The 24,242-nt window shown below is 50.3% G+C and carries 21 protein-coding genes; 15 read left to right on the top strand and 6 right to left on the bottom strand.

Annotated elements, in window-relative coordinates; all coding sequences use genetic code 11:
• Window positions 1–116 precede the first annotated feature (116 nt).
• The 4 genes from ACTL32_RS06000 to ACTL32_RS06015 all read left to right on the top strand — a co-directional run bounded on the left by ACTL32_RS06000 (window position 117) and on the right by ACTL32_RS06015 (window position 5,849).
• A complete protein-coding gene (locus tag ACTL32_RS06000; protein ID WP_441340614.1) occupies window positions 117–1,574 on the top strand; it encodes a circularly permuted type 2 ATP-grasp protein in 1,458 nt (485 codons plus the stop codon).
• Window positions 1,574–3,451 (top strand): alpha-E domain-containing protein, encoded by a 1,878-nt coding sequence (locus tag ACTL32_RS06005; RefSeq protein WP_441340615.1) that lies wholly within the window; start codon window positions 1,574–1,576, stop codon window positions 3,449–3,451. The genes ACTL32_RS06000 and ACTL32_RS06005 overlap by 1 nt, the downstream gene beginning before the upstream one ends.
• 151 nt (window positions 3,452–3,602) lie before the next feature.
• Window positions 3,603–5,048, top strand: coding sequence for a DEAD/DEAH box helicase (locus ACTL32_RS06010; RefSeq protein ID WP_441340616.1), 1,446 nt, complete (start codon window positions 3,603–3,605; stop codon window positions 5,046–5,048).
• A gap of 234 nt (window positions 5,049–5,282) precedes the next feature.
• Entirely contained in the window at window positions 5,283–5,849 is a 567-nt protein-coding gene (locus tag ACTL32_RS06015; protein WP_204891385.1) for a 3D domain-containing protein, read from the top strand.
• A gap of 128 nt (window positions 5,850–5,977) precedes the next feature.
• Here ACTL32_RS06015 and ACTL32_RS06020 read toward each other — a convergent pair whose 3' ends face one another.
• On the bottom strand, window positions 5,978–8,332 hold the full coding sequence (locus ACTL32_RS06020; RefSeq protein ID WP_441340617.1) for an immune inhibitor A domain-containing protein: 2,355 nt from the start codon (window positions 8,330–8,332) through the stop codon (window positions 5,978–5,980).
• 457 nt (window positions 8,333–8,789) lie between these two features.
• On the opposite strand from ACTL32_RS06020, the gene ACTL32_RS06025 reads away from it, so the two are divergent.
• Genes ACTL32_RS06025 through ACTL32_RS06035 form a run of 3 tightly spaced genes read left to right on the top strand, consistent with a single transcriptional unit; the run spans window position 8,790 to window position 12,600 of the window.
• Window positions 8,790–10,316: a phytoene desaturase family protein gene (locus ACTL32_RS06025; protein ID WP_441340618.1), complete on the top strand. Its 1,527-nt coding sequence runs from the start codon at window positions 8,790–8,792 to the stop codon at window positions 10,314–10,316.
• Window positions 10,313–11,770, top strand: coding sequence for a phytoene desaturase family protein (locus ACTL32_RS06030; protein ID WP_441340619.1), 1,458 nt, complete (start codon window positions 10,313–10,315; stop codon window positions 11,768–11,770). The genes ACTL32_RS06025 and ACTL32_RS06030 overlap by 4 nt, the downstream gene beginning before the upstream one ends.
• Window positions 11,767–12,600, top strand: coding sequence for a phytoene/squalene synthase family protein (locus ACTL32_RS06035; protein ID WP_441340620.1), 834 nt, complete (start codon window positions 11,767–11,769; stop codon window positions 12,598–12,600). The genes ACTL32_RS06030 and ACTL32_RS06035 overlap by 4 nt, the downstream gene beginning before the upstream one ends.
• 36 nt (window positions 12,601–12,636) lie before the next feature.
• On the opposite strand, the gene ACTL32_RS06040 is transcribed toward ACTL32_RS06035, so the two are convergent.
• Genes ACTL32_RS06040 through ACTL32_RS06055 form a run of 4 tightly spaced genes read right to left on the bottom strand, consistent with a single transcriptional unit; the run spans window position 12,637 to window position 16,637 of the window.
• Window positions 12,637–14,115 carry a phytoene desaturase family protein gene (locus ACTL32_RS06040; RefSeq protein WP_441340621.1) on the bottom strand — a complete coding sequence of 493 codons (1,479 nt, stop codon included), beginning with the start codon at window positions 14,113–14,115 and terminating at the stop codon, window positions 12,637–12,639.
• Entirely contained in the window at window positions 14,112–15,212 is a 1,101-nt protein-coding gene (locus ACTL32_RS06045; protein WP_441340622.1) for a glycosyltransferase, read from the bottom strand. The genes ACTL32_RS06040 and ACTL32_RS06045 overlap by 4 nt, the downstream gene beginning before the upstream one ends.
• A 1-nt stretch (window position 15,213) precedes the next feature.
• Window positions 15,214–15,888, bottom strand: coding sequence for a lysophospholipid acyltransferase family protein (locus ACTL32_RS06050; protein WP_441340623.1), 675 nt, complete (start codon window positions 15,886–15,888; stop codon window positions 15,214–15,216).
• Window positions 15,885–16,637, bottom strand: coding sequence for a carotenoid biosynthesis protein (locus ACTL32_RS06055; protein WP_441340624.1), 753 nt, complete (start codon window positions 16,635–16,637; stop codon window positions 15,885–15,887). The genes ACTL32_RS06050 and ACTL32_RS06055 overlap by 4 nt, the downstream gene beginning before the upstream one ends.
• 459 nt (window positions 16,638–17,096) lie before the next feature.
• Between ACTL32_RS06055 and ACTL32_RS06060 the strand changes: the two genes are divergently transcribed.
• The 5 genes from ACTL32_RS06060 to ACTL32_RS06080 all read left to right on the top strand — a co-directional run bounded on the left by ACTL32_RS06060 (window position 17,097) and on the right by ACTL32_RS06080 (window position 20,937).
• Entirely contained in the window at window positions 17,097–17,939 is an 843-nt protein-coding gene (locus ACTL32_RS06060; RefSeq protein ID WP_441340625.1) for a MurR/RpiR family transcriptional regulator, read from the top strand.
• A gap of 77 nt (window positions 17,940–18,016) precedes the next feature.
• Complete coding sequence (locus tag ACTL32_RS06065) at window positions 18,017–18,862, top strand: transporter substrate-binding domain-containing protein (RefSeq protein ID WP_441340626.1); 846 nt, start codon at window positions 18,017–18,019, stop codon at window positions 18,860–18,862.
• A gap of 18 nt (window positions 18,863–18,880) precedes the next feature.
• Window positions 18,881–19,546 carry an amino acid ABC transporter permease gene (locus ACTL32_RS06070; RefSeq protein WP_441340627.1) on the top strand — a complete coding sequence of 222 codons (666 nt, stop codon included), beginning with the start codon at window positions 18,881–18,883 and terminating at the stop codon, window positions 19,544–19,546.
• Between the two features lie 13 nt (window positions 19,547–19,559).
• A complete protein-coding gene (locus ACTL32_RS06075) occupies window positions 19,560–20,282 on the top strand; it encodes an amino acid ABC transporter ATP-binding protein (protein WP_441340628.1) in 723 nt (240 codons plus the stop codon).
• A 229-nt stretch (window positions 20,283–20,511) separates the two neighbouring features.
• Window positions 20,512–20,937: a CBS domain-containing protein gene (locus ACTL32_RS06080; RefSeq protein ID WP_441340629.1), complete on the top strand. Its 426-nt coding sequence runs from the start codon at window positions 20,512–20,514 to the stop codon at window positions 20,935–20,937.
• 49 nt (window positions 20,938–20,986) lie between these two features.
• Here ACTL32_RS06080 and ACTL32_RS06085 read toward each other — a convergent pair whose 3' ends face one another.
• A complete protein-coding gene (locus ACTL32_RS06085) occupies window positions 20,987–21,403 on the bottom strand; it encodes a hypothetical protein (protein WP_441340630.1) in 417 nt (138 codons plus the stop codon).
• Window positions 21,404–21,549: 146 nt separating this feature from the next.
• Between ACTL32_RS06085 and ACTL32_RS06090 the strand changes: the two genes are divergently transcribed.
• From ACTL32_RS06090 to ACTL32_RS06100, 3 genes are all read left to right on the top strand, one after another.
• Window positions 21,550–22,086: a TetR family transcriptional regulator gene (locus ACTL32_RS06090; protein ID WP_441340631.1), complete on the top strand. Its 537-nt coding sequence runs from the start codon at window positions 21,550–21,552 to the stop codon at window positions 22,084–22,086.
• Between the two features lie 272 nt (window positions 22,087–22,358).
• Window positions 22,359–23,255, top strand: coding sequence for a 3-keto-5-aminohexanoate cleavage protein (locus ACTL32_RS06095; protein WP_441340632.1), 897 nt, complete (start codon window positions 22,359–22,361; stop codon window positions 23,253–23,255).
• Window positions 23,252–24,220 (top strand): 3-hydroxyacyl-CoA dehydrogenase NAD-binding domain-containing protein, encoded by a 969-nt coding sequence (locus tag ACTL32_RS06100; protein WP_441340633.1) that lies wholly within the window; start codon window positions 23,252–23,254, stop codon window positions 24,218–24,220. The genes ACTL32_RS06095 and ACTL32_RS06100 overlap by 4 nt, the downstream gene beginning before the upstream one ends.
• The last annotated feature ends 22 nt before the right edge of the window (window positions 24,221–24,242 follow it).

Consider the following 24,242-nt stretch of genomic DNA (forward strand, 5'->3'; position numbering starts at 1 on the left):
TTAAAATAGGATAAAATGAACTCAGAGAAAAGCTATAGCTCCCAAGAAAAGAGCCATAGCTTTTTTCTGCCTTTACAGGTGCAATGCAGTTAATCCACTTCACAAGGAGGGTCCATATGTTCGAGTCTTACAGCACCAAACCGTTTTTTGATGAAATGTTTGATGAAAATGGAACTCCAAAGCCCCATTACAGGAAGTTCTATAATACACTCCGCAAGTTCTCTGAAGAGGAACTGAAAGAAAAGCACGAAACAGCGCAATTATCGTTTTTGCGGGAAGGCATTACCTTCACGGTCTACAATAACAATGTCGGCACAGAGCGGACGATGCCCTTTGATTTTGTGCCGATCATCATCTCCCCGGAAGAATGGGAAACGATAGAGAAAGGCATGATCCAGCGGACCGAAGCCCTTAACCGTTTCCTTGACGATGTCTACCACGAAGGCAAGATCCTGGATGACGGCATAGTTCCGCGCAGGCTGGTGGAGGAAAACCCCTATTATTATGCCAAGCAGGTCCAAGGCATCGACATCCCGCTGAAAAATCACATTTTCCTGGCTGGCATTGATTTGATCCGGGATGAACACGGCAAGTACCACGTGCTCGAGGATAATCTGCGCAATCCTTCGGGAATGTCCTACGTCTACCAGAACCGCTACGTCATGCGGCAAGTCTATCCCGAATTCTTCAGCAATCATTCCGTCCATGCCCTTGAACACCAGATGTCCTATCTGCACGAAGCCATCCTCGACCACGCACCTAAGACCACCAATGAAAAGCCGTTCGCCGTCCTTCTGACGCCGGGCATGTACAATTCCGCTTATTACGACCATGTTTTCCTGGCCCAGCAGATGGGCATCGACCTTGTGGAAGGCCGGGATCTCCTGGTGAAGGACAATATCGTCTACATGAAATCCATCCGCGGCCTTCAACGTGTCGATATCATCTACCGCCGCATCGATGACGATTTCCTGGACCCGGCAGCGTTCCGGGAAGACTCTGCACTGGGCGTCCGCGGATTGACGGAAGCCTACCGCCAGGGAAATGTCGCAATTTTGAACGGCATCGGAAACGGCGTGGCGGACGATAAAGCGATCTATGCCTATGTGCCGGAAATGATCCGCTATTATCTGGGCGAAGAGCCCATTATCGATAACGTGAAAACCTATCTGCTTGATAACGAAGAAAACAAGAAATGGGTACTTGAACACCTGGAAGAACTGGTCGTGAAAAATGTCGGTGCTTCCGGCGGCTACGATATGCTGGTCGGCCCTCATGCCTCCAAGGAAATGATCGAGCTGTTCCGTGAAAAAATCATTGAAGCGCCGCATCAGTATATTGCGCAGCCGACCATCAAGCTTTCAAGGGCGCCGGCCTACCAGGGAGAAGAATTCTATCCGTGCCATGTCGATTTGCGCGTGTTTGTCATGAGAGGGGAAAACACCCGCGTCCTGCCCGGCGGCTTGTCCCGCGTGGCGCTGAAAAAAGGTTCGCTCGTCGTCAATTCTTCCCAGGGCGGCGGCGGGAAAGACACCTGGGTCTATAAAGAGAAGGAAGAAAGGGGGGCGTTGTGATGCTGAGCCGAGTTGCGAATTCGCTGTACTGGCTGTCACGGAATGCGGAGCGGGCGGAGAATAACGCCCGCATTCTGGATGTCCAGCTCCTTCAGATGATCGAAGCGTCTGACGAAGAGCTTGTCCGCGACAGCGACTGGAAATTGATTTATGAAATCTGTGCTTCAAGCGAAAAATTGAATGCGCTGAAATCACAATCCGATTATAATGAAGGCCAGCTGGTGAGTTATTTGGCGGTAGCTGAAGAAAATCCCAACTCCGTCGCGAATTGCGTGCGCACAGCCCGTGAAAACGCCCGGGTCAGCCGGGACCATATCACCGACGATTACTGGAAAACCTGGAACCGCTGCTATCTGGCCCTCCAGGACATGGACACCCGGAATTGCCAGACGGCTGAAATCCGTTATTTCCTGGACCGGGTGAAAAACACGTCATTGACCTCCCAAGGGATCGTCGAAGCGTCAATGGCCCGCGGAGTGGAATACCAGATCATCAAAATCGCAAAATGGCTGGAGCGCGCGGAAAAAACAGCGCGCATCCTGAACGTCGTATGTGAGCGGACGTATGAACAGCAGCTGAACGCCCAGACGGAAAATTATTATTACTGGCTGTCGGCGCTGCGCATGACGAACGCCTATGACGCATACTTGAAAGCCAATCCCCCAAGAATGGATCCGCGCCAAGTCTTGAGTTTCCTGATTGCCAATAAAACCTTCCCTAGATCCATCCGCTATTGCCTTGACCATGTCAGGGAAGCGATCGATGAACTTGAGGAAGGAAAGATTTCCCATTATTCCTGGGAACTTTACGCCAAGCTTGATCAAGTACGGACCGAATTCGAAGAAGTGGACCTGGATGAATTGTCGACAGACGGCATGCTGGAGTTCCTGAACCACTTCCAGGACGGCTGCAATGAAATCGGCCAGCTGTTCTCCAAAACCTATTACCTGATCGATCCGTCTGTTGAAGAACAGGCGGCCAGCCAGACACAAACACAATCCATGAGTGCGAAGGGAAATGCATCTATGAAATATAAAATTGAGCACACGAATATCTTTGAATACGAAACCATTGTCGACCAAAGCATGAACTCCATCCGGCTCAAGCCGAGGTCCGATGAATGCCAGCGGCTGCTTTCATACCGGGCGGATATCACGCCGGCATCCCTGACGAAAGAACATATCGACATCTGGGGAAATAACGTCGAGACGTTCTTCATTGCCGAACATCACCGCCATCTTGAAGTGAAGGCGACGTCGACGGTCAGCATCCAGAAAAGCCCGTTCATCCACCGCATCGATTACTCGCCGGAAATGGAGGCCATCTTCCATTCAAAGCTGTTCGCGGAACAATACTTGGCCTACCTCAGCAACACGTCCTATACGTACCTGACGCCTGAGCATATTGGGCAAGTGAATGGGGCGCTCGGCGAAATGATCAATCCGGTCCAGTATTCGATCGATGTCATGAATTACCTGCACGACCGCTTTACGTATGACGGCGAATCAACGACGGTTTCGACACAGGCGCAGGAATCATTCGAGCTTATGAAAGGCGTCTGCCAGGACATCACCCACGTTATGCTGGGCATCCTGCGCGCCAAAAACATTCCGGCCCGCTACGTCAGCGGCTATCTGTACGTCGGCGAAAACTCTGCCCTGGTCGGGGACGCGGCAAGCCATGCCTGGGTCGAAGTGATGGTTCCGGGAATCGGCTGGGTGGGCCTCGATCCGACGAATAACGTGGAAGCGCTCGAACACCACATCATGGTGGGGGTAGGGCGCGATTACAATGACGTCAGTCCGGTGCAGGGCGTTTATCGGGGCGGCAGCCAGTCGCTGGACGTCAAGGTGTCCGTCAGCCTGCTCGATCAATAAGGGAATAAAAGCGGTGGAATTTTCCTGCCGCTTTTTTTTGCGCTGCGGCACCGGCGATAAAATTCAATAATCGTTTAAAGGGAGAAAAACGGGGATCCGTGCGATAATAGAGAAACGTGTCTAATTTGGACGGAGAAGGAGCAATAACAAAATGAGCGAAAAACAATTCAAGGATTTTCAAATAAGCGAACCGATCATCAAGGCGCTGGAAGGTTTAGGCTACGAGAGCCCGACTGAGGTGCAGGAGAAAGTCATCCCGGTCGCACTCAGAAAAACCGATGCTGCAGTCAAGTCGCAGACAGGGAGCGGGAAAACCGCAGCATTTGGCATCCCGATCTGCGAACTCGTCGAATGGGAAGAAAACAAGCCGCAGGCATTGATTCTGACGCCTACCCGCGAACTCGCGGACCAGGTGAAGGAAGACATTACGAATATTGGCCGGTTCAAACGCATCAAAGCGGCTGCCGTCTACGGCAAGCAGCCTTTTGCGTTCCAGCAGGCCGAACTGAAACAGAAATGCCACGTCGTCGTCGGGACGCCTGGGCGCGTCTTGGACCATATTGAACGGGAAACAATCGATCTGAGCCGCATCGAATACCTCGTGCTTGATGAAGCGGACGAAATGCTGAATATGGGCTTTATTGAACAGGTGGAAACGATCATCGGCAAATTGCCGAAACAGCGCACGACGATGCTGTTTTCTGCGACGCTGCCGGAAAATGTCGAGAACTTGCAGCGCAAATACATGGTCGACCCGGTGCATATCGAAATCGCCTCTTCGGAAACGATCACGGAGCGCATCGAACATTCGCTGATCCGGGTCGAGGAAAAGAAGAAGTTCGCTTTGCTGCGGGATCTGACGATTACCGAGAATCCGGACAGCTGCATCATTTTCTGCCGGACAAAGGATAACGTCGATTTTGTCATGGAGCAGCTTGAAAAGCACCATTACACGTGTGAAAAACTGCACGGCGGCATGGTCCAGGAAGACCGCTTCGACGTCATGAATGAATTCAAAAGGGGCGAATTCCGCTACTTGGTGGCAACGGATGTTGCCGCGCGCGGAATCGATATCGACAGCATCACCCACGTCATCAATTTCGATATTCCGCTTGAGAAAGAAAGCTATGTCCACCGGGCAGGCCGGACAGGACGTGCGGGGAAGACCGGCAAGGCAATCACATTCGTTACGCCTTATGAGGATAAATTCCTTGCGGAGATCGAAGCGTATATCGGCTTTAGCATCGAAGAGCGCACCGCACCTTCCGAGCGCGAAGTGCATGCGGCGCTGCCTGCTTTCACGGAAAAGCTGGAAAGCCGGCCGAAGCTGAAAAAGAATAAAAACGAACAGGTGAACAAAGATATCCTGAAGTTGTATTTCAACGGCGGCAAAAAGAAAAAGCTGCGGGCATTCGATTTTGTCGGCACTCTTACGAGCATTCCGGGCGTCACGGCCGAAGACATCGGCATCATCAAAATCCAGGATACCGTCACCTACATCGACATCCTGAACGGCAAAGGGCCGATGGTCCTGAAAGCGATGAAAGACAAGACCATCAAAGGGAAGACCTTGAAAGTCCACAAAGCCAATAAATAAATAGCCAGTGCGGATGCTCTCTTGAGCATCCACTTTTTTATGTCCAAAAAGCCGTTTTTCCATCTCCTTGGCGTTCTTTTGTACCCCTTAAAGAGGATTTGAAATGACATAATGAGCATTATTGTCATGAAAAATAGTCGAATTGTAATGAAATGCCCCTCCAACTGTTACACAACTGTAATGTTTACGTGTTATTTTGTTTGTACTGCAAAAACAAACAAAGGAGAGAACAAATTGAAAAAACTACTAATCGTCTTGAGTTTTGCACTAGTTTTATTTCTTGGTACATCTCTAGAAAGTTCAGCAGCTTCAAATACATACACAGTAAAAAGTGGGGACACTTTATATAAAATTTCTAAAATGCACAAAGTATCGGTGAACAGCTTGATCAGCTGGAACAAATTGAAATCCACTACCATCAAACCAAAACAGAAATTGAAAGTAACCGGCAAAGCGGTTAAAACAGCTTCGAAAGCCAAAACACCATCACGTGCAGCTTCCGGCACGGTTGTCAGAGAATTCACAGTGTCAGCTTCAGCTTATACAGCATCATGCAAAGGGTGTTCCGGAATTACAAGAACAGGCCTTAACTTGAAGAAGAACCCGGGATTGAAAGTGATTGCGGTTGACCCAAGAGTGATCAAACTTGGAACGAAAGTTTACGTTGAAGGTTACGGCTATGCAGTAGCCGGCGACACAGGCGGCGCCATTAAAGGAAACAAAATCGACGTCTTCATCCCATCGAAAAGCGCAGCGCTTAAATGGGGACGCAAAAACGTAAAAATCAAAATCCTTAAATAAGATCGGATATATATAATAGAAGAAAAGCAGCAGGGGACCCGGAAAGACCGGTGTCCGCCTGCTGCTTTTTTGTTTGATCCGAATCCATAAAATGGCCCGGCGCAACGGATGCGCCGGGCCATTGTTTCTTATTTGAAGATGTGCACTTTCCCGACTGATCCGTCAGAGCTTTCGCCAGTCACACGGAATTTCAGGCCGGTGCTCAGGACGTTGCGCCCTGCGTCGTCCATTCCCGGGTTGCTGTAGTCAGCGCTGTCATCAAACAGCGGGTTGCGTTTTGTAAAGTTGTCGGCCAACGACAAGCCGTTGATCACACGGTAATCAAGGAACATCTTAGAAGATTTGTTCAAGCTGAAAGCTGCATCGTTCAACTGGTAGCGTGAAGAACCGACAGCGCCGTCGCTCCAGAAGTTCGTGTGCTGGTCAGCATCGACTACGCCAAGGAAGCCTTCGCCAGGGTGCAGTCCAGTCCAGTTGTCTGTGTAGAAGGTATCCACGTACCAGACAAGCAGGCCTTTATCGTAGCTCATCAAGCTTGCTCCACGGCGGATGTTGGCTAAGCCTTCATCAACACCGTTGTGGGAACGCCAGTCAAGCAGATAGTATCTTTCAGAATAGACTTTTCCTTCATCTTGCGTGAAACCGGCGAGCGTGAAAGCAGGAGTGCCTTCTGCGTCGTCAGAAACGATCGTCTCGCCGTCTGCAGTGATGACAAGATCGTCAGCGTAGAAGCCTGGGTTGATTGCTGCTACGTCTGTCCAATAGTTCAGTTCAACCGTCACTTTTTGCCCTGCAAAAGCTGAAAGGTCGAAGCTTGCATCCACCCAGCCGTTTGAAGAGCCGGTGATGCCGTGGCCTGGGTTCTGGTCGTGCGGATTTGTATCTGTCGTGATATTTCCTTGGATAGATTTTCCGTTCACTTTGACAGAAGCATAATCCCAGTCTGTTTCAATGTCGTACCAAGCTTTAAAGTTCAAAGCCGCTAAAGTGGCATTCGTCAAGTCGACTTCAACTGACATCGAGTTGTCCAGTTCATCGCCTTTGCCGCTGAAGTATTCTTTTGTGCCGCTGAATGGTGTGTTCACATCCGTCGCTTTTTCCGGCAAGTCGACGCGCACTGTGTCGTTGTTCTTGCCTTTCGTAACGTTTTCATCAATCAATACAGTCGTTCCTGCTGCTGTAATGTCTTTTTCGTTCAGTGTAGTCCCTGTCAGCCAATTGCCGCCGTGGACTGCTTGAAGCATTTCTTTCGCATAAGGGCTGAACGCGGTCGGCTCAGTTCCAGGTACTTTCCCTGCCCAGCTGCCGCTTGACATGATGGACCAGTAAGCTACCGCTTCACCGGTTCCTGAGTACTGCGTATCGTATTCATCCGGCAAGCCGAGATCGTGGCCATATTCGTGCGCGAACACGCCGCCTGCGCCGTCTTCCGGTTCGATTGTGTAATCAGAAGCGGCTAACACTCCGCCCCAACGGTCGCTGTTGGATGTGCCGCCTGGTACTGCCACCAAGCCAAGGCTTGAACGGTGAGACCAGATAGCGTCTCCGCCAAGTTTACCGCCGCCGGCTTCTTCGCCGACACCAGCATGGACAACCATCAAGTGGTCGATGATGCCGTCCGGCTCATTGTAGACGCCGTCGCCATCGTAATCGTCACGGTCCCAAGCGTCGTATTCAGTAAGATCGATTGATGGATCCTGCCCCGCTTTTTTCAACGCTTCTCGGACTAGAAGCCGAGCTGCGCGGTCACTGTCGTCAGGTCCAGGATAGTTGCCGCCATAGAAAGCTGCAGGATTGTCAGCTGTATACCAGCCGGCTACTTGGCCGTCGAATGTATAGCTGCCGCCTGACTGCTGTTCGTAATATTGTTTCATGGAGACGAAATTCTCACCATTCGGGCCTTTATAGCCGTTGTCGCCGAAGACCATGTCTTCAAAATGCGAGGTCGGATAATCTTCATAGAACATATCGCTTTCTTCCGGTGTGATAGAACCTGTTTTATAATCCGGGAAGTCGATGGCGAGGACAAGCACTTTGTCTTTGCGGACTTCGCCGTCAAACGCTTCGTTCTCGACAGGAGCCACAGTGGCTTTATTGGCTTCGCCGAGCTTGTTGCCTTTGCCGTTTGTCAGGCCTTGGCCGCTCGCTTTATCCCTCAGGGAATTCTCATGTTTTTTAGTGAGAGGATTTTGCGCTTCGGCTTTTCTGTTACTTTCAGCTTTTCCTTTCAGAAATGCCTGCAATGCTTTTTGGGCATCTTCAGGGCTTGCGTCTTTCGCCAAACGTCCGTCTTTTTTGAGCATTTCGATTAGCCGTTCGTCATTGGCCACGCCCAGATCCGCGGGTGTTCCAGAGACTTCGGTAAAGCTGGATAATGCATCAGCCGCCTTGGTGGTCGGCGCTGCATAGACACTGCCTGTAGCCAGCGCGCTGAATCCAAGAACTGCAGCTAAAGTCGTGCTGACAAAGATGTTCTTCTTCAAATTCGTTCCCCCTCGTAAGAGATATAATTTTCATAACATTTAAAATATATCTGAGAGAAATGGAAAATACTATAAAAAATTTACATAAAATATAAAAAAGAAGAATAGTACCTATAGTAGTATCAGTTTGTTAGATATATTAACACTTTTTAATGTAAATATTTAGATAATCGAAAGACTTTAGGAAGCTTAATAAAAGTCATAAACCTTCTAGCCTAGCCCACAAGTTTTTTTGGAAAACCTTATCTTCCAATTCCTTCAATAACATCACTGCTTCGTTTTAGGTTTAAAGCGCTGCGTAATAAAAGTAATTTTTCAAGAAAAATGTTAAGATTATTGAAAATTCACTACTCTTTCTCTATCCTTATTGCTGGTTAAAATTATAAAGCTTATATATAATGTATGTATAAGTAATGTCTAACTTTTGTAGCGAGTTGGACTGGACGGAGGTTAAGTCATGAAAGAACGGATGATTGTTATTGGAGCAGGGCCTGGAGGCTTAGCCGCTGCCATGCTGTTGGCAAGTCAGGGGTATGAAGTGGATGTCTACGAGAAGCAGGATTGGGTAGGAGGGCGCAACGCCGAGCTGCGGCTGGGGGATTTCGTCTTCGATACAGGACCGACTTTTCTGAGCATGATCCATCTGGTAGAGGAGCTTTTCAGCATTGCCGGCAGGGATTTGAACGATTACATGGATGCCGTGAAATTGGATCCGATGTATGAATTGATTTTTGAAGACCAAAACCTCGTGATGACACATAATTTTGAGGAAATGAAAAAACAGATCGACGAAAATTTTGACGGCAGCGGGGAAGGCTACGTCCGCTTTATGAACGAGACAGGCAGGAAGCTTGAAGCATTAACGCCGCTCCTTCAATCACGAATGGACCGGCTGATCCACATGATGCAGCCGAAAGTGATCAAGGCGCTGCCGGAACTTGAAGTCAGCAAGACCCTGTATGAGGTGCTCTCGCGTTATTTTAAAGATGAGCGGCTCAAAATGGCTTTCGCATTCCAGTCGAAGTATCTGGGGATGTCCCCTTGGGAATGCCCTGGTGCATTTACAATCTTGTCCTATATGGAGCATGCATACGGCATCTACCATCCGATCGGCGGAGTCAATCAACTGTCCCAGGCGATGGCGAAAGTGGTCAAGGAACTGGGCGGCCGCATCCATACGGGCAGCGGCGTCAACAAACTGGTGATCGAAAACCGGGCAGTAAAAGGTGTGGAACTTGAGAACGGTGATGTTGAACTGGCTTCCGAAGTGATCATCAATGGCGATTTTGCCCATGTGATGACCCATCTGGTGGAGCCGGGGATCCTTAAGAAATATACGCCCGAAAAACTGGAGAAGAAGAAATACTCCTGTTCAACGTTCATGATGTACCTGGGGCTGGACAAAAAATACGATTTGTCCCACCACACCATCGTCTTTTCAAAGGATTACAAGAAAAATGTAGAAGAAATTACCAATACGCGCATGTTGTCTGCAGATCCGTCCATCTACATCCAGAATGCCAGCGTCACCGATCCGACTCTCGCGCCTGACGGGAAATCGGCTTTGTATATCCTGGCACCGGTTCCGAACAATTTCAGCGATATCGGCTGGGAGCAGGAACAAGAGACATTCCGCGAGCTGGTCCTCGACATCATCGAAGAAAAAACTGAATTTAAAGGCCTGCGCAGCCACATCGTCGAGGAGAAGCTGCTGACTCCGATGGGCTGGGAAGAAGATTACTCCGTTTACAAAGGCGCAACGTTCAATCTCGGGCATCAATTGTCCCAGATGATGATTTTCCGTCCGCACAATAAATTCGAAGAACTGGATAATTGCTGGCTTGTCGGAGGTGGAACGCATCCGGGCAGCGGGCTTCCGACCATTCTCGAATCGGCGCGGATCACCACGAACGGCATTTTCGAACAGCACGGGAAAGCACCGATCCCGATCATGCCGCTGCCTGCATGGGAGGGGTCCCGATGAAACTGGCAATTGTAGGCGGTGGAGTCGGCGGGCTCATGAGCGCACTTTTCCTGACCAAACAGGGATTTGATGTCACCATCTTTGAAAAAGAGGATAAGCTTGGAGGAAGGCTGACGTTTGTGGAACGGGACGGTTTCCGGATCGACGAAGGGCCGACCATTGTCCTGCTGCCGGAGATGTTCAAGAAGCTGCTCCAAGAAGCAGGCGTCGGAAAGGAGCGGTACGAACTGCTCCTTTGCGACCCGCTTTATACGATCCGTTTTCCGGACGGAAAGGTCTATACGAAGTATCCAGATTTCGAGCGCCAATTGGAAGAGGTGGAAAAGGTCTTTCCGGGTGAACAGGAAGGGTTCTGCCGCTTCATGAAAGAAGGCAAAGAACGGTTTGATGTCGGCGCATCGGCATTTCTCGAGCATTCATTCGTCAACAAGGCGGACTTCTGGACACCGGGGAACATCAAAAAACTGATGAAGCTGAAGCCGCAGCAGTCGGTGAAAAAGCTGATGTCCAATTATTTCAAAGATGAACGCCTGCAGCTGGCTTACACCTTGCAGGCGCTTTACATCGGCGGAGACCCCTTCAATGCCCCGGCAATCTATTCGCTTGTGCCATTCAGCGAACACGAACACGGCGTCCATTATTTGAAAGGCGGCTATGGCAGCCTGATACCGCTCCTGGAAGAGGAATTGAGGAGCCGTCCGAACGCAGCCATACATACCGGGACGCCGGTGAAAAATTTAGTAGTCGAAGAAGGAACTGCCAAAGGTATTGAAACTGAGGCAGGATTCCAGCCATTCGACGGCGTAATATATAATGGAGACTTTCCGTCGATTGCCTCGGTGCTGCCCGGTATAAAAAAGAAGGAGTTTATCCCTTCATCGGGCTGTGTGCTGCTTTACTTCGGGCTCGACAAAGTATACGAAGATGTAAATGTCCACCAGTTCTTTATCGGTTCCAGCTATTCTGGACATATGGACAGTGTGTTCAGCAAAAAGAAATTGCCTGAGGATCCCGCATTCTATACGTTCCATCCTTCCAAGATCGATTCTTCGCTTGCGCCTGAAGGAAAAGGCGTGCTGTATGTGCTCATTCCGGTCCCGGCAGGTTCAGATGTCGATTGGGCATCGGAAACGGCCTGGATTGACGAAGTAGTGGACCGGGCCGAACAACTGGCATTTCCGGGGTTAAGGGATGCAGTGGTATGGATGGAAGTGCGGACACCTTCTGAAGCGGAAGCATTCGGATTGTTCAAGGGCGGCAGTTTCGGCATCGGCCCGACGCTATTCCAATCCGGCGTTTTCCGGCCGCAGGTCAAACCGTACAAGACGCGCGGCCTGTTTGCTGTTGGCGCATCCGTCCATCCGGGCGGCGGCATCCCGATTGTCATGCAGGGAGCAAAGCTGCTGGCGGAAGAAGTGGAGCTCGAGTTCAACAGTGAAAGGAGCGGTTCATGATGGATGTAAGGGAAGCCTACAATCGCTGTGAAGAAATTATTGCTGCCAATTCTAAAAGCTTCTACAAAGCCTTTTCGCTGCTGCCGAAGGAAAAACGGAAAGCGGTCTGGGCCGTCTACGCGTTTTGCCGTACGGTTGACGATATCGTGGATGAGGGGGGGAATCCTGCAGTGGAACTGGCAAGGTTCAAAGGGGCTTTCCAGCAATTCCTCTCCGGCTCGTTTGATGCGGAAAATCCGATGTGGGTCGCGCTGCATGACGTCTTCACAACGTTCCAGATGGACGAGGAAGCATTCAATTGCCTGATTGCCGGACAGGAAATGGATCTTGTTGACAGCCGTTATGAAACGCTTGAGGATTTATTGGTCTATTGCTACCATGTCGCAAGCAGCGTCGGCCTCATGCTGCTGCCGGTCCTGGCGCCTGGCAAAGAGGCGGTGCTGAAGGAAGGCGCAGTATCACTCGGCTATGCGATGCAGATCACGAATATCCTCCGGGACGTGGGACAGGACCTGCAGATTGGCAGGATTTATCTGCCGGAAAAAATCATGCGCAAGCACGGACTGACAGAAACCCATTTGCGTCAAAACGAGGTGAATCAGCCGTTTGTAGCGGTATGGGAAGAACTTGCCGCTGAAGCTGAGCGCTATTACCGGCATTCGTTCGAGACGATCCAGGAATATCCGCTCCAGTCCCGCCTGGCGGTAAAAGGGGCCGGACTCGTCTACCGGGAAATCCTGTTTGCGATCCGTGAGAAAGAATATAACGTTTTCCGTGAAAAGCATTATGTCTCGGAAAAATCCAAGCAAGCGATCCTCGCTTGCCTATAAAAAAGCTTCAGCACCTTTTACGGCGCTGAAGCTTTTTTATGTCTTGTGCTTGCTGATGATCTGCCTCGCCAGATTCTGCCCGCCCATGGTGACGATAGGGGAGCCGCCTCCAGGGTGCGTGCTGCCTCCGATGAAGTAGAGGTTTTCAATGTCTGTGCTGGCATTGGCCGGCCGCAGGAAGGCGTCCGCTTTGCGGTGGGAGGAAGGGCCGTAAAGGGCGCCCCGGTATGCATTGAATGTATCCTTCAGGAAAGCTGGCGTGAAGACCCGCTCTTCTGCCAAGTGGGTCCGGATGTCGATGCCGTAGGTTTCAAGGAAATCATAAATCCGTTCCTTGTATTGTTCCGGTTCAATTTGAAGGCTGCCATCTGGAGCCAATGCCGGGGCGTTGACCAGTATGAACAAATTGTCCCCCTCCGGTGCCGCCTCGGGATCGGTATAGGAAGAATTGCTGATGTAGACAGTCGGTTCTTCGCTGTAACGGCGCTTGCTGAAAAGATCGTCGAATTCCTGCCGGTAATCGCCCGAGAAAAAGACGTTATGGTGTTTCAGGCCTGGAAGGCGGGTGCTCAGTCCCGCTGTGATGACAAAAGCCGAGATGGAAGGCTCGAAGCGGCTGATTTTCGCATCCGTAAACGAGGGCCGGAATCTTTCTTCAACAAGCTTCGGATAAGCCGATAGCAAATCGCCGTTCAAGATTAGCAGGTCCGCTTCGAACGTGCGCCCGTCTGCCAGTATAACGCCGGTTGCCTTGCCGTTTTCAATCATAATTTTTTGGACTTCCGTTTCCGTGTGAAGAATAGCACCATGCTTTTGTGCGACAGCCGCAAAAGCTTCTGCAATCCGCACATTTCCGCCCTTTGTGTAATAGACACCCTGTGCAAGTTCAAGATGGGCGATCATTGAAAAGGTTGCAGGAGCTTTGAACGGCGACGAACCGATGTAAGTAGCATAGCGGTCGAGCGACTGGATCAGCCGCTTATCGGAAAAGTAGCGGCTGAAAAAGTGGTGCAGCGTTTCGGCCGGCCGGGCGCGCAGCAACGCAAGGCCGAGCGAAGGCGAAACGTAATCTTTCCAGGACTGGAATGTAGCCGGGAAGAAATAGCGCTCAGACATCCCATAAAGCCGGGCCACTTCTTTTAAAAACGCGGGATAATTGGCGGCGTCGCGGGCCGAAAAGCGGGCAATCTCCTTTTCCATCTCCGTGGCATCCGATGAAAAATCAAAGGTCGCGCCATCCGGGAAGTGGTTCCGTGTGTGGCTTTGGAGCGGGAGGAGGTCGAAGTAATCTTCCGTACGTTCCCCGGTCTGCTCGATGATCCCTTTGAACACTTGGGGCATCGTTATGGTGTTGGGGCCGAAATCAAAGGAATAGGAGCCGAGGCGCATCGGCATCAACTTGCCTCCGAGATGCGGGTTTTTCTCGAACAGGCGGACATGGAATCCGGCGTGCGCAAGCGTGACGGCAGCTGCTAACCCGCCAAGGCCGCCGCCGATGATGATGATTTTTTTCATGTATAATGCCTTCCTTTCCAGGAATACGGTTTTTTTCGCCAGCTTTTCCACATCGACTGCATCAAGACCGCAATCATGGCTGCGGCCTGCAGCGGAATCAGAGGCGCCAGGTACAATCGCTGGCGCGTCCTGGCCATGACGTACCCCTGCTGCAGGACCGCGAGCCCATAAGGCACAGTGTAGATCAGGTCGCCAGAAATGATGCCGTAAACTGCCAAAAACAGCGGGAGGATATAAAAGATGCTGTAAAAAGCAGCCAGTCCGGCGGCGAGCAAGGGGGAGCGGCCGATGCCCGAGTAACTGTTCTTCAAAAACCCTTCCCAAACGTCATGATTGGTTTCGTACATGCGGCAGCGCACATCTCCGGTGATGTTCGCCAGAAGCATCTTTTGGCCGGAAGCCTTGATGCGCCGGGCGAGGTGAACGTCTTCGACAAGAGAATCACGGACGGCGGCATGTCCGCCGGCCGCATCATAACCGCTCCGCTCGAATAGCATCCACATGCCGTTGGCGGCCGTTGCGGCTGGGAAATTCATGAGGTTCGCTGCAGCCAGCGGCAAATGGAAAAACACGACGAAATGCTGCATCGGCACAAGCAGCTTGCTCAGGAAAGGCGGTACGTCGAAGGCCGGAAAACCGGACAGCAATTGGGCCTTCCGCCGTGTCAATAAAATCAGCGACCGGCCGATCGCATCCGGTGTGAAACGGATGTCTGCATCGATAAAAAGCAGGAAACGGCCGGTGGCGTGCTGCTGCAATTGATGGCAGGCGTGGACTTTGCCGACCCAGCCCTTTGGCAGTTCCTTCCCTTCGATGACAGTGAACCTGGAATCGCCTGCCGTATGCTGTTCCAGGAGGCGGGCTGTGCGGTCGGTCGACTGGTCGTTCAGAATGATGAATTCGATATTGGGGTAAAGGGACGCTTTTAAGGCGGCAACCAGTGTTTCGACATTGCGCTCCTCATTGCGCATCGGGATCAGGACGGACACCAGCGGCGGATCCTCCATCCGAGAAGCCTGGGGCAAGGAAGGGAGGAAAAAACTGTTGGCGATTGTCCATAGAAGAAAAGCGGCAAGCGCTGCAATCAGAAACAGCATGCTAATCCCCCTTTCCTAAATAATTGCGGAAGGCATCTGTTTCTTCAGTGACGACAAAACTCTTCAGGTGGTCCAATTGCCGGATGGCCGCTTCTTCGATTGCTGCTGTTTTCTCTTTCCGGCTAGTCCCGGGAAGGCTGCTGTAAAGGAAGGGTTCGCCCTGCTGCACCCATACTTCCGGTTTCTTCTCATGGCGGAAGGAGTAATAGAACGAAATCGGGACAACCGGCATATCAGGGCAGCGTTCCATCAGATAGGCGATGCCGGTACTGTACCCGAGCGGGCGGATCTCTTGATGGTATTCATCGCCCTGCGGGAACAGGACGACCGTCTTTCCGCTGAGCAGCAGCTGTTCTGCATACTGCAGCGAAGCGAGGATGTCTTTCGGTTTGCTGCGGTTGATGGAAAAGGCGCCAAGGTATCGGAAAAACCCATATTGCTTCAGCCCTTTTTCATCCATCATCATGTGGATGTCATGGCGCCACACAGTCCGGTTGAAAAAGAAGAACAGCAATCCGTCCCACCAGGAACTGTGATTGGCAATGAAAATGGCCGGCTTCGGAGTCGTCGGCGCGATGCCGTTGCCGAACACGTTGGCAAAAGACCTGCGCAGGAGCGGATTTAAATATTTTTCGAATACATTTTCAAACAAAGGGGACTTTTTAGCAGTAATCATGCGGACCTCCTCTTCCGGGCCGTTGCAACAAAGGCAGCGGCGCCAAGCGTTGAAGCGGCAGCTGCCAGCCATAAGCCGCCGAGCAATCCAAGCAGAACGAACATCGCTGTCACCAATATGTAGAGCAGCACCATCCGCTTTTCAAGAATGCCAAAGCTCCATTTGTCGCCCTTTGCCTTCATCAGCCTGTCGATCAAGAGATGCAGCACAAAGGCGACAGCAAACCAGCCGGTGAAATTTGTCCACGGAATGCCGTAGTAAAGGCCGGTATCTTCCCATATCCAATAGCCCTTCAAATGGAAGGCGACAGGGTCGATGATCAAATCCATGACGACTGCTCCCACGCCGCCTGCAGCCGCATAACGCCAACCTCCCTCAGGAAAGATGGAAAGCGCAAGTACATGGGTCGTTGCCATGACCATCAGCCAGGCAAACCCGATGGCGATCGGCACCCCGAAAAGGTTCGGGGCGAAACGCTCTGTATAATCATAGGAACCGAACAGGAAATCAGCGCCGGCACCTGCGCCCTCTACGATGAAGGTAAATACGAAAATCACTGCGCCCAGAATGCCTCCAGCCGTATTACCGAATTTCCGGAAGAAATAAAGGAAGCCGAGTGAACCGGCAAGCATCAGGAAAAATGCATTGGCCCATTCGAGCCATGGCGGAAGCAAGTCAAAACTGAGCAATACAATGCCGATGCAATACCAAATGATAAAAAGGCGAAAAATCCTTGTATCCCAAACCATGCTATCCACTCCAATACTATTCTTATACAAATATTATATTTTTATTCTAACTTATAAGGTTCCATGAATCTATCAGAAGCCTCTCATAAGGTAGATTCGCGCTCTTCCCTTTCCATTCCTATTATTTTCACAAAATAGTTATAAACAGCGTTTGAATAAGAAGAAGCGAGGGAATATTTTCTAAAAACTGAATTCTGAAGCAAATCCTTCATTTCCCCCCTCCAAAGCGGACCGGATGCCAAATGGGTTTTTCCGCACTCTTTTTTCTAGGACTTTATTATGCCGAATATCTAAAAAATACTTAACATAAGAAATACATAGCTTATACCATGGAATATTCGGAATAGAAAATAAGCAAAAAGATTCAACGAATATTCAGAGAAGTATTGCAGGATTTCCTGCAAAAGGTTATACTTTTTATAGGCATTTGAGTAAGTTCTTGTTTTGGGGGCGGAGATTATGCAGGATTTACTGCGGAGTGTGTCGGAATCTTATAAAGATTTCAGTTCCGGCCAAAAGAAAGTCGGTGATTTGTTTTTCCGGGAACCCATATTCCTCGCATTTTCTTCAGCTCTGGAAGTCGGGAGAAGGGTGAACGTCAGCGAGTCGACAGTGATCCGCTGGACGCAGAAACTGGGTTATAAGGGATATGCAGAGTTCCAGCAAGTGGTGCAGCGTAAGCTTGCGCAGGAAAGGCTGGAGCAAGCGGAACAGGAAACGCTTGAGCCGAATGCAGACCAATCTTTTCTGGAGAATCTGCTGGATGCAGACATCCTCAGCATCGAGAAGCTGAAGCAGTCGATCGATGAGGAGAAGCTGCTGCAAGTAGTGGATATGATCAGTTTTGCAGACCATATCTATGTCACCAGCAACTTTTTCGATTACGGCCTGGCCCATTGGTTTTCCGGATGGCTGAACATGGCCATCGACCAGACGGAAATGCTCGTCCCGTCGGACGGCCAGTTCTACAGTCAGCTCTCACGCGTCGGTCCGGGGGATATTGTCATCGCTTTTGTTTTCCCGCGGTATACAAAAGTGGTGCTTGAAACCCTCCAAACAGCAAAAGAGCAGGGGGCGGAAGTGATTGTGCTGACAGATTCAGCAGACTCGCCTGCCGCTGAATTTTCGGACATCGCGCTTCCGGTGGCGGTGAATTCCAACCTGAACATCGATTCCTATACGGCGGTGCATGCGCTTCTGACGTCGATTATGCGTTTTGTCTACGTCAAAGAGCACGCCAAAGTGAAAGGGAATCTGGCGCGGATCGAAGAGATGTACAAGAAGAAGGATATTTTCTATTAAGAGTGTTTAATTTGCCGGCAAGCCCCGAAACGCCTAGGCGTTTCGGTCAATTCATAAAACGAAAAGGGGAGAACAGCATGAAAAAGAAATTATCATTTTTAGGTGTAATTTTATCAACAGGGATGCTCATGGCAGCTTGTGGAGGATCAGAAGACTCGGCCGGATCGGGAGAATCGGGCGGAACAGGCACAGAAGGCGGCGGAAACGAACTGAATCTGCTTGAAGAAGGCAAGTTCACGACGGCAGCCAGCGGGCTTTACAAACCCTTCAACTATGAAGAAGGCGGGCAATTGACAGGCTTTGATATTGAAATCGGCGCGGCGTTGTCAGAAGAGATGGGACTTGAGCATAATCCGGTGACAAACCCGTTCGAGACGATCATCCAAGGCCTTATCGGCAAGAAGTATGATGCGGTACTCGGTTCAATGGCCATTACAGATGAGCGTGCGAAAACGGTAGCATTCTCGGATCCGTACTATTTGTCAGGCGGGAAGATTTGGGTCGCTGAAGGCAATACAGAAATCAAAGAGCCGGCAGACCTTGAAGGCAAGAAAATCGGGATTGTAGCGCAGACGACCTACGAACCGGCGGCAAAAGAATTCACAGATGATATCCAGTACTACAATAGCGATGTTGTCGCGTTGCAGGAATTGGTCCCTGGGCGTGTAGATGCCGTCATCACTTCGGACGTTGTCGGATTTGAAGCACAGAAAGCCGGTCTTGAAATCAAGGACATCGGTGAAAACCTTTGGATTGAAGAAGCTGCCATTGCAGTCCGTCCGGAAGATGAAGCTCTGCTAGAAGAAATCAACAGAGCATTGGATGCCATCGTTGAAAATGGCACTTACGCAGAGATTTCCGAGAAATGGTTCGGCACTAACCTCCTCGAAGTGGAGACAGAAGGAATCGAAGTTCTGCGCTAAACGGAGAGGGGAATAGTCATGGAGAGCATTCAAACGATAATTGATATATTTTTAACCACTTATCCAGGGTTTTTGGATGCCGTCATCATCACGCTGGAATTGACAGCGATTTCCGTTGTCCTCGGTACGGTGCTGGGCTTGGTCTTTGCCCTGATGAAAATATCGAAATCCAAAATCCTGCAAGGCATTGCTAATTTGTACATCACAATCATCCGCGGGACGCCTTTACTGGTGCAGATCATGTTCCTTTATTTCGGGATCACGCAAATTGTCGTCCTCGATAACTTCTGGGCCGGGGCACTGGCTCTCGGTGTCCATAACGGGGCATATATTGCCGAGATTTTCCGTGGGGCGATCCAGGGGATCGACCACGGTCAGACGGAAGCGAGCCGTGCGCTCGGGATGACAAACAACCAGCTCATGCGGAGAATTGTCTTCCCGCAGGCGCTGCGCCGTTCCATCCCGCCGCTAGGCAACCAGTTTATCATCACATTGAAGGATTCCTCCCTGGTCTGGATGATCGGGGTGGCGGAGCTGTTCTCGGTGGCCAACCGGGCAGCCGCAAGTTCTTTCAAACAGTTTGAAACATTCATCGTAGTTGGCTTCTATTATTTGGTCCTGGTCATGATTTTCACATACATCGTCAGATGGTATGAAAACAGGCTGGATGTAGACAAAGTGTGAGGGGGTTAAGATCATGATTATTGGCGAAAACATCCATAAATCATTTGGTGATTTGGAAGTGCTGAAAGGCATCGATCTGCATGTAAAGCCCCAGGAAGTGGTCGTTCTTGTGGGAGTCAGCGGATCCGGTAAAAGTACGCTGCTGCGCTGCTTCAACTTTTTAGAAGAAATGAACAGCGGAAAAATTACGATAGACGGACATACCATCGATCCGAAAAAGGACAAATTGCCGGATATCCGGGCGGAAGTCGGAATGGTCTTCCAGCATTTCAATCTGTTCCCGCACAAAACGGTATTGGAAAACGTCATCGAAGCACCGATCATTGTAAAGAAAATGGACAAACAAAAAGCGAAGCAATTGGGTTTGTCCCTGCTTGAAAAAGTAGGGCTCGGCGACAAGGCGAACGTTTACCCGAGCAAACTGTCGGGCGGACAGAAGCAGCGGGTGGCAATCGCCCGTGCGCTAGCAATGGAGCCGAAAGTGCTGCTGTTTGACGAACCGACGTCAGCACTGGATCCTGAACTCGTGGGCGAAGTGCTTCAGGTCATGAAGCAGTTGGCTGAAGAAGGCATGACGATGGTTGTTGTCACCCATGAGATGAAGTTTGCCAAGGAAGTTGCAGACCGTGTCATCATGCTGGACAAAGGCGTCATCATTGAATCTTCCGATCCGAAGACGTTCTTCGAAAATCCGAAGCATGAGCGTACGCGCCAGTTTATCCAAATGGTCGAATAAACTACATCACGTAAAAATCCAGGCTCCGTATTGGAGCAGAGCCTGGATTTTTTTCTTTTTCAAAAAGATGTTTGTTCTTTGGGAAAACGGATAAGGAGATACTAAGGAAAAAATAAAAAAGGGGGGTCCGTGAAAGTAAAGGCTACTCGGAATTTCTTATATTAAGGGCGGAAGACGCTGTTCAAGGAATAAGTGAGCCAGAAACTTTTAAAATTGGAGGCGTAATATCATGAAGGTTACTGAAATTATGACAGGTAATGTAGACACTTGTACGACAGAAGCAACGCTTCAAGAAGTGGCTTCTAAAATGAAAGAACTGGATGTCGGGTCCATTCCGGTCGTCGACAATAATAAACTAGTGGGAATCATCACGGACCGTGACATTGTAACGCGTGGAATTGCAGAACAACTGCCGTTGGACAGCCCGATATCCGGAATTCTTTCTTCGGATGCAGTCACTGGAAGCACCGACATGTCCGTTGAAGATGCGGCCAATTTAATGTCCAAACACCAAATCCGCAGGCTGCCGATTGTCGATGGAGGCGAAGTGGTGGGGATTCTGTCGTTGGGCGACATTGCCGTTAAAGACACTTCGTACGACAATGCTGAAATTGCATTGGATGACGTCTCTGAACCCGCAGAACCTGAGCGGTGACGCAAAAAACCAGCTTGAAAAAGCTGGTTTTTTTGATGGGCCGTCATTATTATTGGGCTTCGATGACAGAAGCGGCAACGACCGGCAGATTTTCCTCGCCCAGTCCTTCATAGATGCCGCGAATGGTCACAGCATCGCCTGCTTCTACAGGCGTCTCGGCCATGTTCCGCACGAAAACCTTGTGTTCTTCATCCCCGAAGATGAAGGCGGGGAACGCACCGTCGTCCGTCAGCTCCTGGATGGTGGCAGTCAAGGCGACAGCTGCGCCTTCTTCAATATCCCCATTTACAATAGCGGAAAGGTCGACAGTTTCCGCTTCATCCACTTCCTCTGGTGCTGTCGGATCGAGCTCCCCTTCCGGAGCGGAAACCTCCGTTTGGGAATCGCCGGCTTCAGGTTCGGGTGGTTCATTGCCGCAAGCGGCCAGTGAAGCTGTCAGCAGGATCGGAAGAAGCCATTTTCTCATCACTCATCACTCCCGGGTGATTCGGATTTGCTATTATTACAACATACCCGGAAAAAGCCATTTTCAAAACAGAATAAGAAATCCATTTGTAAAAAAACCGTCCAGGTAGTATAGTGAAAAGCAAATTCATTGTAGAGGGGTTTCGTATGGGCAGAGTGACAAGAAAAGTGGAAATATTACATGCAGCATCAAAAATAGTCAGTGAAAGAGGGATTTTCAATCTGACATTAGAAGCGACAGCAGCTGAAGCGGGCGTCAGCAAAGGCGGCCTCCTGTACCACTTCCCTTCGAAAGAAGCGTTGGTTCAGGGGATGGTCGAACATCTGGCGGAAAATTACCGTGAGAAGATTGCAGCTGCGGCACACGAATCCACCTTGGAAAAAGGGAAATGGCTCACGTCCTACGTGGATGTCACATTCAATAACCCTTATAAAAAGACAGACATGAATGCGGGCCTTTTGGCTGCAAAAGCTGTAAATGAGGAACTGCTGAACCCGATCCGGGACCTGTACATGGAGTGGCAGTCGGAAATTGAAAACGATGGGATCGATCCTGTAAAAGCCACCATCATCCGGCTCGCCACAGACGGCATCTGGCTCAATGAACTTTTCGACCTCAACCAATTGACCGATGAAAAAAAAGCAGCTATTTATAAAAAGTTAATCTCCTGGGCCAGCGAATAATCGGCCGAAAATCCACGTCCTCTTCGGAGGATGTGGATTTTTTTCGTTAAAAAAACTGACCCAATCTGGTTTTTGGAAAACCTTTAAGGGCAGTATTTGAAGCCGGCAAAAAATAAAACCTCGCTTTAAAGCAAGTAGGAATTCTTAAAATGACCTTGAAACATTACCGTCCAGATGGTACAGTTTAAAAGCGCAGAAAAAATGAGAAATAATTATAATTACAAAATACATAAAAAGAATGAGCCGATAGAACCAAAAAAGGAGGAATTGAATTGAAACAAAAAGTATTATTAACGGCAGCAGTGACAGGTGCAGGCGACACAACAGCAAAGAGCAGCTATGTGCCGGTAACGCCAAAGGAAATCGCCGAATCAGCCATCGAATCGGCGAAAGCAGGAGCGACCGTGGCGCATGTCCATGCACGGGATCCCAAGACTGGCGGCATCAGCCACGACCTGAATCATTACAAGGAAATTGTGGAGCGGATCCGCGAATCGGAAACAGATGTCATCATCAATATCACTTCAGGCGGCGGGGGGGATTTCATTCCGAATCTGGCGAATCCGGAAGCCGGCGGCGAAGGTACGGACATGCAGGTGCCGCGTGAACGGCACGAACCGGTAGGCTCGCTTCTGCCGGAAATGTGTACGTTGGACTGCGGAAGCGTCAATTTCGGAGACATGGTCTATATGAGCCCGACAAATTGGCTGCGCGAACAAGCGAAGCTGATCCAGGAAAGCGGCGTGAAGCCGGAGCTGGAGTGCTTTGATACCGGCCATCTGCGTTTTGCAAAGCAACTGATCGAGGAAGGCTTAGTTGATGGCGATCCGATGTTCCAGTTCTGTCTGGGCATCCCGTGGGGAGCGGAAGCGGATGAGGAAACAATGCTGTATATGAAAAACCGCCTTCCGGAAAATGCCTACTGGTCTGCATTCGGAATCGGGCGCATGCAGATGCCGATTTTAGAAATGGCAGCACAGCATGGCGGCAATGTAAGGGTAGGTCTTGAAGACAATCTTTACTTAGGGAAAGGTGTATTTGCGACGAACGAACAGTTGGTCGACCAAGCAGTGAAGAAATTGCACGGAGCAGGCATCGAAGCCATGACTCCAGCAGAAGCAAGAATCCACTACCAGCTCAGAAATCCATATGGAGGAGGAAAATCATGAACAAAGGAAATCACGGAATCAAAAATATAACCGTAGTCGGAACCGGAGTAATCGGCAACGGCTGGATAGCCCGGTTCCTGGCGAATGGGTTCGATGTCATCGCATTCGATCCGGCTGAAGGCGCAAAAGAGCGGACAACAAAAGCAATTGCGCAAGCGTGGCCGTCCTTGGAGAAATTGGGATTGGCAGAAGGTGCGCATCAAAGCCGCATCACCTTCAAAGAAACGGTCGAAGAAGCGGTGCGCGGAGCGGACTATATCCAGGAAAACGTTCCGGAGCGTGAAGCGTTGAAGAAAGCGGTATTGGCGGACATCGACAAATACACCAAACCGGAAGCAATCATCGGCTCCAGTACCTCCGGCATCGTCCCTAGCATTCTCCAGGAAGGCTTGAAGCATCCACAACGGCTGATTGTCGCCCATCCGTTCAACCCGGTATACATACTGCCGCTTGTTGAACTGGTCGGCGGAAAACAGACGGATGCAGCAATCATGGAATATGCACGCCAGTTCTTTGAAGGGATCGGAATGAAGCCGCTGATCATCCAAAAGGAAATTGAAGGGCATTTGGCAGACCGATTGATGGAAGCTTTGTGGCGCGAGGCGCTGCACATGGTTAATGACGGAGTTGCGACCACGGAAGAAGTGGATGCAGCTATTGTATACGGCGCCGGGCTCCGTTGGGCGCAGATGGGACCGTTCATGACATTCCATTTGGCAGGCGGAGAAAAAGGCATGCGGCATATGCTCGATCAATTCGGCCCTGCGCTGAAGCTGCCCTGGACAAAGCTTGAGGCTCCTGAACTGACGGATGAACTGAAAGGAAAAGTCATCAACGGCTGCGAAAGCCATGCAGGAGACACGACCATTGCTGAATTGGAAACCAAGCGCAATGAGTTCCTGGTGGAGCTGCTGGATCTAGTCGAGTCCTACTGGCCGGAATCGAAAGCCGCTGTAAAAAACTGAAGATCTGTTAGGAGGAAGCACG

The organism is Planococcus sp. FY231025, from assembly GCF_052078085.1.
Lineage (GTDB): Bacteria > Bacillota > Bacilli > Bacillales_A > Planococcaceae > Planococcus.